10 protein-coding genes are annotated in these 11981 nt (G+C 68.6%); 4 read left to right on the forward strand and 6 right to left on the reverse strand.

Features of this window, described 5'->3' with window-relative positions:
* Nucleotides 1-242: 242 nt before the first annotated feature.
* The 3 genes from ASG87_RS05880 to ASG87_RS05890 all read right to left on the reverse strand — a co-directional run bounded on the left by ASG87_RS05880 (nucleotide 243) and on the right by ASG87_RS05890 (nucleotide 3257).
* Nucleotides 243-1082: a hypothetical protein gene (locus ASG87_RS05880; RefSeq protein ID WP_056002252.1), complete on the reverse strand. Its 840-nt coding sequence runs from the start codon at nucleotides 1080-1082 to the stop codon at nucleotides 243-245.
* A gap of 165 nt (nucleotides 1083-1247) precedes the next feature.
* A complete protein-coding gene (locus ASG87_RS05885) occupies nucleotides 1248-1934 on the reverse strand; it encodes a PQQ-binding-like beta-propeller repeat protein (protein WP_056002255.1) in 687 nt (228 codons plus the stop codon).
* 102 nt (nucleotides 1935-2036) lie between these two features.
* Complete coding sequence (locus ASG87_RS05890; RefSeq protein ID WP_056002259.1) at nucleotides 2037-3257, reverse strand: hypothetical protein; 1221 nt, start codon at nucleotides 3255-3257, stop codon at nucleotides 2037-2039.
* Nucleotides 3258-3409: 152 nt separating this feature from the next.
* Here ASG87_RS05890 and ASG87_RS05895 point away from each other — a divergent pair, with 152 nt between their 5' ends.
* Nucleotides 3410-4177: a DUF899 domain-containing protein gene (locus tag ASG87_RS05895; RefSeq protein ID WP_056002262.1), complete on the forward strand. Its 768-nt coding sequence runs from the start codon at nucleotides 3410-3412 to the stop codon at nucleotides 4175-4177.
* A gap of 5 nt (nucleotides 4178-4182) precedes the next feature.
* Nucleotides 4183-5010 (forward strand): DUF2182 domain-containing protein, encoded by an 828-nt coding sequence (locus ASG87_RS05900; protein ID WP_056002265.1) that lies wholly within the window; start codon nucleotides 4183-4185, stop codon nucleotides 5008-5010.
* A gap of 74 nt (nucleotides 5011-5084) precedes the next feature.
* On the opposite strand, the gene ASG87_RS05905 is transcribed toward ASG87_RS05900, so the two are convergent.
* The 3 genes from ASG87_RS05905 to ASG87_RS05915 form a co-directional block, all read right to left on the reverse strand.
* Entirely contained in the window at nucleotides 5085-7058 is a 1974-nt protein-coding gene (locus ASG87_RS05905; RefSeq protein WP_082582773.1) for a CocE/NonD family hydrolase, read from the reverse strand.
* Between the two features lie 313 nt (nucleotides 7059-7371).
* Nucleotides 7372-8184 (reverse strand): class I SAM-dependent methyltransferase, encoded by an 813-nt coding sequence (locus ASG87_RS05910; protein WP_056002268.1) that lies wholly within the window; start codon nucleotides 8182-8184, stop codon nucleotides 7372-7374.
* The gene (locus ASG87_RS05915; protein ID WP_056002271.1) at nucleotides 8181-8609 is read right to left on the reverse strand and encodes a VOC family protein; all 429 of its coding nucleotides are present in this window, start codon (nucleotides 8607-8609) and stop codon (nucleotides 8181-8183) included. The genes ASG87_RS05910 and ASG87_RS05915 overlap by 4 nt, the downstream gene beginning before the upstream one ends.
* A gap of 458 nt (nucleotides 8610-9067) precedes the next feature.
* Here ASG87_RS05915 and ASG87_RS05920 point away from each other — a divergent pair, with 458 nt between their 5' ends.
* The gene (locus tag ASG87_RS05920) at nucleotides 9068-10453 is read left to right on the forward strand and encodes an alpha/beta fold hydrolase (RefSeq protein ID WP_157510902.1); all 1386 of its coding nucleotides are present in this window, start codon (nucleotides 9068-9070) and stop codon (nucleotides 10451-10453) included.
* A 335-nt stretch (nucleotides 10454-10788) separates the two neighbouring features.
* Complete coding sequence (locus ASG87_RS05925) at nucleotides 10789-11631, forward strand: aspartyl protease family protein (protein ID WP_056002277.1); 843 nt, start codon at nucleotides 10789-10791, stop codon at nucleotides 11629-11631.
* Nucleotides 11632-11981 lie beyond the last annotated feature (350 nt).

An 11981-nucleotide genomic window follows, 5' to 3' on the forward strand; every position in this document is an offset into this window, starting at 1 on the left:
GCTAGCGGCATCGTTGCGGATGGGCAAAACCTCCCCGGGCGGTGCGGGGAGTATCGGCCCGGCCGGAGCCACCGGTGCGTGGCTCTTGCCAGGATGGCGACGTATACCGAACGGGCCGCAGGTCATGCCGCACTTACGCGGTCAGGAGAAATCGCCGATCAGGAGAAATCGCCCGGCCGCGTGCAGGCGGGCGCGGACATGGCCTGGATCGGCCGGGCAGCGGTGGCAGCCGGGGCGCCGGCTCAGAAGCGCAGCCGCACGAACAGCGACGGGCCGTCCAGCTTCATGTCGAGGTCGGCGTTGTAGTTGTGCTTGCGCTGGTTGAGCTTGATCCGCGAATAGCCGTACTCGGCGCCGAAGCCGACGTTCTGCCACGGGAACCACTCCAGGCCGAGCGCGGCGTTGTAGATATGGCCGTTGAGGTTGCCGCCGTTCTTCTTCACGCCGGAGGCGTCGAAGTACATGCGCCACTGGTCGTTGAAGGCGTGCCGCCAGCCCAGCTGCAGCATGGGGGCCCAGGCGCTGTCGTTGCTGCTGCTGGACGCATGCACGGACTCGCCCATGGCGCTCGCCTCGCCGCTGATGCCGGCGTGCACGCGGTAGTAGGCGCCGCCCAGGCCCAGGCCGAACACGTCGTTGCCCTCGCCGAACCACCAGCGGTAGGCGGCGCTGCCGAAATCGAAGTCGAGCTTGCCGCGGACGCCGGCGGAGGCGCTGTAGTCGTTGCCGCCGTAGCTGATGCTGCGCGACAGCGACTTGCTGCGCGAACGGTTCACGCTGAAGTAGTCGAGCGAGAAGCCCTGGCTGTCGCCGATCAGGAAATCCAGCCGCGCGCGCGGCACGCCCTTGCGATCCTTGAAGCCGAGATCGTCTTCCAGGTTGACGTGGCCCTTGAGCTGGCCGCTCTTGTCGCTGGCGCCGATGGTGGTGTCGGTATTGGCGTAGTAGCCGCCCAGCCAGACGCTGACGCGGTCCAGCGCGGGCGATTTCTGCGCGAACGCGGCGTGGCTGGCCAGAGCCAGCGAGACGAAGACGAGGGTGCTGCCGGAACGTCGCAGCAGGCGATGGGGGGACGAGCGCATGGAGACCTCCTGGTCGGGCGGGGACAAAGGCATGCCCGGAACGGAGGTTCCTGCTGCCGATGGGGGATTGCCGCGCCCGATGCTACGGAAAGAGGGTGTGCATTTTCCGTGCATGCGCCGTCGGCGATCCGTACCCGCGCCGTCGCGCGGCAGGTGGGGGATCGGTCAGTCGCCGGTGGCGTTCGCCGCCGGCGCGCCTTTCCCGCCGGCCTTGCCGCTGCGCGCGGGACGGCGGACGGTGCGGAGCTTTCCGCTGCCGCCGCCGCCGCAGAAGAACCGTTCGCCGCCGTCGGATTCGAGGCCCGACACGCCTGCCCCGGGCGGCATCTCGAGCCGCTCCAGCACTTCTCCCGTCCGCGGATCGATGCGCCTCAAATCGCTTTCGTCGTTTTCCCAGGTGCCGTGCCAGAGCTCGCCGTCGACCCAGGTGACCCCGGTGACGAAGCGCTTCGATTCGATGGTGCGCAGGATGGCGCCCGTGTCGGGATCGATCTGGTGGATCCTGCGCTCCCGGTACTGGCCCACCCACAGCGTTCCCTCGGCCCAGGCCAGCCCCGAATCGCCGCCGCCGCCGGGCGCCGGGATAGTGGCGAGCACGCGGCCGTCCTGCGGATCGATCTTCTGGATGCGGTCCTCGGCGAGCTGGAACAGGTGCCGGCCGTCGAAGGCGGTTCCCGCATGCGCGGCCACGTCGATCGAGCGCAGGGCCTTGCCGGTCGCCGGATCGATGGCGTCCAGCCGGTCGCCCAGGGCGACCCAGACGTGCGCGCCGTCGAACGTCACGCCATGCACGGCATCGGCGCCGGGAAAGGGGCCGTACTCGTGGACGATGTCGGCGCTGGAGCGGTTCATGCGGTTTCTCCGAAGCGATACGGCCGTCCTTCTGCCGGGCGGGAAGCGTGGCGGACGAAGCCAGAGACGCGATTGATGGTGCCCGGGCCCTCGACCTGCATCCTAGTCGCCCGATGGCGGCGCGGGGAGCAACAAGGCTGTCGTGAATCCCGGCACGGACGGCGTCACCCAGCGCCGCGCGCGCCCCTGCCCGAACGATTGCACCTTGCCGGCCGCCGCGAGTGCGTCGAGCGCCCGCTGCGCGGTGCGCTGGCTGGCGCCGAGCGCCATCGCCAGCGCCGAGCTGGACCACGCCTCGCCATCGGCGAGCACGGCAAGCGCCGCCGCATGCGGTTCCTCCACCGGCCGCGCCAGCACCACCACCTCGCGTGCGCGACGCGGCGCCAGCACGAACCCGCGCCGGGTCGCGCGCACGTCGGCCAGCCCGCGCAGCAGCGTGCGCAGCCGGCCGATCTCCACGCGCAGGCGTGCGCGGTGCGTCTCGTCGGCGTACCGCGTGCGGAAGGCCTGCGCGATGAGTGCGTGCCTCGGCACGTCCGCCGGCCACGCTTCGCCCAGCAGGCGCGCGAGCGCGAACGGCACCGGCCGCGTGGCCAGCGCCGCCACCGCGCCGGCATCGCGCACGGCATGACGGCAGGCATCCACCACGAGCGTTCCCGAGGCCAGCAGAGCCTCGATCTCGTCGAGCCGGAGGAACCGTTCGCGGCCGCGCGCCAGCAGCCGCGCGGCCGGCTCGTGCAGGCTGCGGGAGGCGCTGTCCACTTCGGCGGACAGCGCGGGGATGCCCGCCGCGAGCGCGGCGCGGCGGGCCTTGTCGAGCGCCGTGCGCGCGGCGTTCGCATGGAGGCGGCGCAGCGCGATGCCGGCGACGACCAGCTCGCGCGCGGCGGCCAGCGCCGCCGGCAGGGGCGTGGCGTCCGTTCCGGCCAGTGCCCGTTCGGCCTCGTCGAGGCGGCCGAGCAGGAGCAGGCGGCGGGCGGCGAGGTAGCGCGCGTGCGCGGCGTTCACGCGGTCGTCGTGCGCCTCCAGCGTCGCGCACGCGGCTTCCAGCGCTTCCTGCGGCCAACCCAGGTCGCGCGAGGCCAGCGCGATCTCCGCCTCGGCGACGATGCAGCGCGCGCGGGCCACCGGCTCCCGCGGCCCGAACGCGCGCGCCGCGCGCCGCACAAGTTCCTTCGCCCGGGCAAGCTCGCCGAGCTGCGCCATGGCGATGCCGCGCAGCGCGAGCGCGGGGGCGTCCTCGCGCAGGGCGACCCGGCTCAACGCGCCGAGCGGGTCGCCCGCGGCCAGCGCGCGGCCGGCGGCGGTGATCAGCGAATCCATCGGCCTGTGCTCACGTCAATCGCGCCACGGTTGTCACTCCCGCCGTCCGGTATCCCGGTGCCAATGTATCCCACGACCACCCACCACCATCCATCACCATGCCGGTCCGCGGACCGGGCGAACGGTGAAACCTGCCGAGGGAGCGAAAGACGATGACAAGCCACACTACTGCGACGCGCGAAGACTGGCTGGCCGCGCGGCTCGACCTGCTCGCCGCGGAAAAGGCGCTGACCCGGCGCAGCGACGAACTGGCACGCCAGCGCCAGGCGCTGCCGTGGGTCCGCATCGACAAGGACTACCGCTTCGACACCGACGAAGGGGAGGTCCCGCTGGCGGGGCTTTTCGCCGGGCGCTCGCAACTGCTCGTCTACCATTTCATGTTCGGGCCCGACTACGACGCGGGCTGCCCTTCCTGCTCGGCCATCGCCGACGGGTTCAACGGCATCGTCGACCACCTCGCCCACCACGACGTCACGCTGTGCGCGGTATCGCGGGCGCCGCTGGCGAAACTGCAGGCCTACAGGCAGCGGCTGGGCTGGACGTTTCCCTGGGCTTCCGCCCGCGGCAACGATTTCAATGCCGACTTCAGCGTCTGGTTCAGCGAGCGGCAGCAGCGCGACGGCAGCGTCGAATACAACTACCGCCGCGAGGGCCATGCGATGGACGAGGCGGCGGCCTACCCCGAGCCGGTGGCGAAGATGGCGGGTTGCTGCGGCACCGATGCGCCGACCTACACGCGCGACCGGCCGGGCCTGAGCGCCTTCGTGCTCGAGGACGGCGTCGTCTACCACACCTACGCCACCTTCGCGCGCGGGCTGGACGGCCTCTGGAACATGTACCAGTGGCTCGACCGCGCGCCGCTCGGGCGCAACGAGGCCGGCGTCTGGTGGCGCCGCCGCGACGAATACGCCCGGGGCTGACCGCGATGGGCGCCGGCGCGACCGCCGCGCAGTCCTTGCCGGGCCGCGCGGCGTCGTGGCGGGATTCGGGCCTGGCCTTCGCGGCCGCCTGCGGCCTGTTCTTCGCCGCCGCTGTCGCCGCGACGGTCGTCGGGAGCCTCTCGATGCCGGCGATGGGCGGCATGCCGATGCCCGGCGGCTGGACCCTGTCGATGGCGTGGATGCGCATGTGCGGGCAGGCGTGGCCCGCGCATGCGGCGTCCTTCCTGGGCATGTGCATCGCGATGACGGCGGCGATGATGCTGCCGTCCCTGGCGCCGGCATTGTGGCGCCATCGCCGGGCGGTACGCGAGGCGGGCGGGACGTGCCTGGGATCGGCGGCGACCTTGGCGGCTACGGGATATTTCCTCGCGTGGGCCGCGCTCGGAATGGCCGTCTATCCGCTGGGCGTCGCGCTGGCTGCGGCCGAGATGCAACTGCCGGCGCTGGCGCGCGCCGTCCCCGTGGCGACCGGCGTCGTCGTCCTGGTGGCCGGCGCGCTGCAGTTCACTGCGTGGAAGGCGCACCACCTGGCCTGCTGCGGCGGTACGGAGCAGGCCGCGCCGTTGCTTCCGGGTGCCGGTGGCGCCTTGTGGCACGGCCTGCGCCTCGGCCGCCATTGCTGCTGTTCCTGCGCCGGATTCACGGCGGCACTGCTGGCCACCGGCGTCATGGACCTGCGTGCGATGGCGGTCGTCACCGCGGCCATCACCGCCGAACGGCTCGCCCCGTCCGGCCAGCGCGTCGTGCAGGCCATCGGCGTGGTTGCCGTGGCCGCGGGGGTATGGCTGATCGCGCGAGCGGTTGCGGGCTGATCCGCAGCCATCGCCTGGGCGATGGCTGCGGTGCGCCTGGGCCGCCGATTGCCGGCGGCCCGCGGGAAGCGCCGCTACGGCTGATCGACGACCGGCAACCAGACCGCGGAAGGTTGCAGGCTGGAGCGCAGGATCGTGACGTTCGCCGGGCGATAGTCCGCCGCCTTCGCGTTGAAGATGTTCGGCACGAAGGTCTGCGGGTTGCGGTCGTAGAGGGGGAACAGCGTCGACTGGACCTGCACCATGACCCGGTGCCCCGGCTGGAACACGTGGTTCACGTTGGGCAGGTCGAAGCGGTAGCGCTGCGGCTCGCCGGCGGGTATCGCGGTCGGGTGCCCGAAGCTTTCCCGGTAGCGGCCGCGGAAGATGTCCAGCGCGATCGGCAGCTCGTAGCCGCCCATGGACGGGTCGTTGGGCATGCTGGGCGGATAGACGTCGATCAGCTTCACCACGAAGTCGCCGTCGGTTCCCGTGGTCGCGGCGCGGATGTCGGCCACCGGGATGCCGCGCACGCGCAGCGGCGAGGTCAGCACCGGCGTCTCGTACACCAGCACGTCCGGCCGGCCGTCCACGAAGCGCTGGTCGTGCAGCAGCCACTTGCTCCAGGGAATGTAGCCGGCATAGGTCGAGCCGTAGGCGAAGAACGGGTCCAGCACCGGGCGCGGCAGGAAGGGCACCGGCCGGGCGGGATCGCTGACGTAGGTGTCGCCCGCCTCCGGCTCGGAGGGCGCGTCGAAGGACAGGCCGAAATCCTTGCCGAGATAGAGCGGCTTCAACCCCGCCGCGCAGCCGCGCTCGCACGCCGCCGGCCAATCCTGGAAGCGGTCCCAGCGGTTGTCGCCGGTGTTGTAGACCGAGACGCGCGCCAGGCGCGCCGGCGGGCCGCCGCGCAGGTACTGGTCGAGGAACGGCAGCACCATGTCGCGGTTGTACTGCCTCGCCGTGTCGCCTTCCCACTTGAGCGGCCCCGCGGCATAGCCGGTGCCGTTGACCTGGCTGTGCGACCACGGCCCGAGCACCAGCCAGTTGTTGGACAGGTGGCCCGCGGCCTTCAGCGCCAGCCACGCATGGTTCGCGCCCCACATGTCCTCCTGGTCGAACAGGCCCTGCTCCCACAGCGTGGGCACCGGGGAGGGGTGGGCGGCCAGCAGCTTCGCCAGGTCCTGGCCCTGCCAGAAGGCGTCGTAGGACGGGTGCTCCATCACACGCGCGACGAAAGGCAGCTTGTCGAGGCCCCGGCTGCGCACGTAGTCCCCGGTGGAGCCGGCGCGCAGGTACTCGTCGTACTTGTCGTAGGTGTCGCTCGGCGTGACCGCGCCCGGCCCTTTCTGCACGGTCTGCATGTGCACGTAGCCGAGCATCAGGTTGCGGAAGGCGCCGTAGTGGAACCAGTCGTCGCCCATGTAGGCGTCGATCACCGGGCTCTCCGGCACCGCGGCCTTGAGCGCGGGATGCGGTTCGAGCAGGGCCATCGCCGCCGTGAAGCCCTCGTAGGACGAGCCGATCATGCCGACGCGGCCGTTCGATTCGGGCAGGTGCTTCACCAGCCAGTCGATGGTGTCCCAGGCATCGGTGACGTGGTCGACCCGGGTCGGGTTCAGCGGCCCGCGCACGGGGCGCATCATCACGTAGTCGCCCTCCGAGCCGTACTTGCCGCGCACGTCCTGGTAGACGCGGATGTAGCCCGCCTGCGCGAATACGGCGTCGCCCAGCGGCAGCGCCGACAGCAGCGACGGGCTCAGCGCGTTGCCCGCGCGCTCGTCCGCGTTGTACGGGGTGCGGGTGAGCAGGATGGGCGCGTCGTGCGCGCCCTTCGGCACCATGATGACCGTGTACAGCTTCACCCCGTCGCGCATGGGGATCATCTCGACGCGCTTGACGAAGTCCTGGCCGCCGGGGACCACGTCCTCGAAGTGCTTCGGGATGTCGTTCACGCCATACAGCCGCCCCTGCGCCTGCGGCGATTCCGCCGGTACGGCGGCGGCCATCGCAGGCAGCCCCGCAGAAAGGAAGCACAACAGCAGCGCGCTCTTCAGAGTCGTCCCCATGGCTTGGCCCTGTGCGTTGGAGTGATCGGTGCGTTCGGCCGATCTTAGCGGCAGCCCGCCAGCACGCGACAACTGCCGGACATGCCATCTCACCGGCGAGCGTTTCAGGTGCGCATGCCTGACGGTGGCTGGCATCGCTGGACGCCTGGCGCGCCGGCTTGAACGGATCGCTGGCGTCGTGTCCTCGCCGAAGGCTGTATGAGCGTGCCTGACCCTGTCAGGCCGAAGGAGATTTCCACGCTGTCATGCCCGGCGACGGCAAAGACGGGCGGTTCCCCGACAAGTCGTTGCGCACGCGCCGTTCATCGAGAGATCAAGGTGCGGCACGTGCGATGACGGCGACGTGCGGGCTGGCGGCGAGGAGTTCCGGCACGTTTTCCGCCGCGCGGGAAAGCTCCAGGATCTGCTCGCGCCTCGTCGGGTCCTGCCAGCTCGTGTCGAAGTCCTGGCTCATCCACGCGGGTCCTTCGATGGCGCGGCACCGGATCGATTCGAACCCGGTCGCCGAGAGTTCCGCCTCGATGTCGGACGAGTCGTGGAAGAAGCAGTCCATCAGGAGGCGCGGCCATTCCCCTGGCCGCCGATGCTGGCCGGTCGAGAGCTCCCTGTGGACCATCGCCGCGTAACTCCCGTCGTAGGTCCAGCCGTGCTGCATTCCAACCAGGGCGGATGCCCAGCGCGGAACGACCACCGCAAACAACACGCCATGCTTCGCGAGCACGCGCCGGGCTTCGCGCAGCGCAAGCAGCCGGTCGCTGCGTTCGACCAGGTGGTAGAGCGGCCCCATGAGCAGTACGGCGTTGGCGCTGGCGTCCGGCCACGGAAGGGAGCGGGCGTCCCCGACCTGCACGGAAGCCAGCGTCCCGTATTCACGCGACGCCCTTGCCACATGCTCCGGCACCGGATCGATCAGGTGGACTTCGTAACCGCGCCCGGCCAGCCATGCGGCGTGGTGGCCGGTGCCGCCCCCGACGTCGTATACCACCGCTGGCGCGGCCGGCAGGACGCTGTCAAGGAGTTCGCGGGTACGCACGAGCTCGAGCTGGCCGGTTCCCCGGAACAGGCGCTCGGCCTCCGGCCGATCGGCGTAGAACCCCTCCAGTTCGCTGGGGACCGGTTTCGTCATGGCTGCCCGGCTCGATGAACCATCAGGTCGCGGGCCACGGGAAGCACAAGAGATAGTCGTCCGGATCGGCGACGCAGAGCTGCTTCATGCCATAGGGAGCGACCTTGCGGCTCGACCTCGATGCCGCTTGCGCGCAGATGATCGTAGGCGGCGTCCATGTCGGCGCAGCCGAAATGCGGGCATACGTCGAGGTGCAGGGAAACGCGGCCGGCGGCCGCGGTGGCTGGACGATCGTGTGCCTCGTAGGCGGCGTTCAACATGATCTCCGCATCGCCCAGCCTGGGCAGCCTCCAATCGAACCGGTCGCCTTCGCGTTGCGGTGTCTGGATCACCTCGAATCCCAGGGCGTCCTCATAGAAGCGGATGGATGCCGGCCTGTCGAGCATCTGCAGCGGAGCGCAAACGCTGCGTACGTCGATACCCATCGGGCTCCTCCGCGAAGGGCTCCAGATGGGCCCCTTAACCGGGCGAATGTGCGCCGACGCAAAGATCGCTGTCAATCCGGGCGAGGAAGGCCGCGAGCGCTCCGCTCCTGCGGGCTTGAGAATGCGTCGTTGCCTACTGATTGGGCAGGCCATGGGGCAATGAGCCCGGTATGCCGACTGGCCGGTCGGCCGCGGCTCATGACGTGTTGCTGGCGACCTCCTCTTTGCCGCTGGCCGGCCTGCATTGCGTCCGGGAGGGGCGCAATGCAGGCCCTGCCAAGTGGCTGCATCCGCATGTGGATCGAGCCTCCGATGGCATGCCCCTAGGCCTTGAGCCTGCGGTTCGGGTCTTGTCGTCCCCCCGTGTCGCGAGTCGTTGTGAATCCTGGCCTGCAACTGCGCCGCGGCCCACGCTGGCCTCATGGACGGTTGGCGCTGCCGGATTGCAACGTTTTCCCATGCGCGCGCATCTTGATCGTCGACATATGCCCGATCCGAGGTGCGACGTGCGGCAATTCCTGTTGGCGGCAACCGCGAGGATGTTTCGCATCGGCGGTTCATTCGGTCGAAAAGGCATATGTCCGGGTTTCCGGATCGGCCTGCTGCGGCTCGTCTGCCTGTGCGCCGCGATGGTGCTCGGCTTGCCGGCGCATGCGGCAGCGGACCTCGGCCGCACGGTCACTGTCCCCTTCGATCATGCCGCTCCGGCGCGGGGTGGTGCGCCGTTGTATTACGAACTTGGCGCGCCTTTCGAGCCATCCAAGCCGACCATCTTCATCGTCGCCGACGCGCAGCAGTTCTACGTCCGCCGCGGCCAGATCGCGAGCCTGCAGAATGCGCTGTTCGGCGGCGCTTTCAACGTGGTCGGCATCGTCGGCCGTGGGGCGACGCCGGAATTCATCCGCCACGCGCAGGATGCGCATGGCAAGCCAGACTGGCTGGCGGCGTGGAATGTCTTCAACAGCAACCAGTGGATCGAGGACATCGACACGGTCCGGCGCGACCTGCTGGGCGCCGACGGCAAGGTGATGCTGTATGGCCGTTCCGGCGGCGCTTTCCTGGTGCACCAGTACCTTGCGCGCCATGGCGAACATGTCACGCGCGCCTTCACCCAGGCGCCGCTCAACCCTTTTCTCATCCGCGAACTCCGGCTGAACTCGGACCACTTCTGGGAGCAACTCACCGAAACCGACCGGGCCTTGCTCAAGAAAGCGTTGGCGAGCCGGCCGCAGGAACGCGAGACGATCCTGCGCACGCTGCAACGGCAGAACTTTTTCCACGACCCGGCGAAGCTGCCAGCCGCGCGGAGCGCGCTGATCGAGGCATTGGCCGAAGGAAATGCCGCTGCCTATGCGGCCGCGCGTCGCGATTACCAGGTCGATGCCATCGACCGATTGATGGATTCTCCCGCGGGCATCGCCATCGCCGTGCGCATGTTCGAGTTCTTCCAGCCGTCCGGCGCGAGCGAACGGCTGGGTGGCGAGGCCGTTTGCCCGGACCTGGAAAACCAATACAACCTCGCGCATCCGCTGGTTTCGCTGTTCGAAGCGGGCAAGATCCCCATGCCAACCTTCGACTTCGACAAGCTGCATCGGCTGGACACGGAGGTCTTCCTACTTGCGGGCCGGTTCGACCACACGGCCGACTACCGCTCGGTCATCGCATTGGCGGCGCACTATCCCCATCAGACATTGTTCATGGCCGCAGACAATCATGCCTTTGGCGATTTGGACAAGGCCGGGGTAACGGTGCGCCTGCAAAGGACCTTCTTCGCCCAGGGCGGTGGCAGCAAGGCCTTGCATGAGGTCATGCGGGATGCGGGCTCCTTATGGTGGCGGGAGTAAGTGCACGCCCGGCATAAGCCATGGGCTACGCGTCGTCCGGCGCGAGGTGCCGCACCGTGGACTTCAAGAAGTACGGCAGCCGCGGGTGCTCGAATGGATCAGCCGGACCCGTCCATGGTTCTTAGGTGCTCATCATGGCGGACGGGTGGTCGCGCTTTGCCATCCGGTTCGGTCGCTTCAATGACGAAAGGCACATGTGCCGCACCGCACTACGTAGGCTCCAATAGCCCGAGCCAGGCGATCGCGCTGATTCACCATGGGCGCGTGCATTTGACACCGGCGCCTGCGACCGGGCGAAAGAATTCAACCCCCTGCGCCACCATGGATGCACCCACATGAAACGTATCTGCACCGTTTTGCTGGCCGTCTCGCTTTTCCTTGCGGCGATGGGCGAAGCGCTCGCATCCGAAACCATCGCGATGGACAAGTTTCTGGAGCGAGGGCTGCTGGTCCATGCAGTCATAGGCGGGCAGGAAGGAACGTTTACGTTCGATACCGGAGAAGGCGTGAGCGCTATCACCCCGGAGTTTGCTTCGAAGATCGGTTGCAAGGTCTGGGGCCAGATTTCCGGGTTCCAGATGTCGGGACAGCGGCTGGACATGCAGCGCTGCGACCACGTCGACGTCAAGATCGGCAACCATCATGTGCGAATGAATACGCTGGGCGTGTTCGACTTGAACAAATTCAGCCCGCCAGGTACCAAGATCGACGGCACCCTGGGTCTTGATGTGTTCGATGGTCGGGCGATCACGTTCTCATACTCGAGGCGGACCATCACCGTACGGGACCGTGGCGCGACACAGCAGATCCCCAAAGGCGGGAAGCCGTTTCCGGTCCATATCATCCGAGACGCCGCAGGAATGGCGGTCGATGTGGCCTTGCCAGTCAAAACCCCGCAGGGAACCGCATGGTTCCTCATGGATTCGGGCAATACGAGTCGGTTCGTTCTCGTCGGCAAGCATCTGGCTGCGCCGCTGGGCCTGAAAGCCGACAGCAAGGCCGTTCAAAATTTTACGGCCATGGTGGGCGACGGGAGTCCGGTCAGCGGCGAGGCGCGCGTACTCGACCTCATTGTCGACGGCAACCTCGGCATGACCTTCCTCGCGCACTACGACGTTTCAATCGACTTGGCGAATGGCACCGGGTGGCTAAGTGCCGTCGACCGGCCCAGGAAGTAGGCCGGTCGCCCTGGCATTCACGGTTTGTCAGCGCCGAAGGCGAGTTTCTACCGACGTTCCCTCGGATTGGCAGGGGCCGACCGGGATTGCAGGCCCGATGCCAAGCGCTTGCCGCGGTAACAAAACATGCCGCGATGCGCAGACTGCCTTCGAGTTGAATGCCAGGTGCAACGGGAGTGCGAAAGGAGATAGCGATCGACCTGCAGTGGCCTCGTCTGCGCCTTGAGCATGAAGCGGCCAGCGATCGGCCCGCATGAGCAATGCGTGTTCGATTTGTTGATCGCGGTCCATCCGTAGCCTTCCCCGTCAAGTAGCGCACTCAAAAGGAGAAGTTTGCCGCTCGCAGTGTT

Source organism: Frateuria sp. Soil773 (genome assembly GCF_001428405.1).
GTDB lineage: Bacteria > Pseudomonadota > Gammaproteobacteria > Xanthomonadales > Rhodanobacteraceae > LMSL01.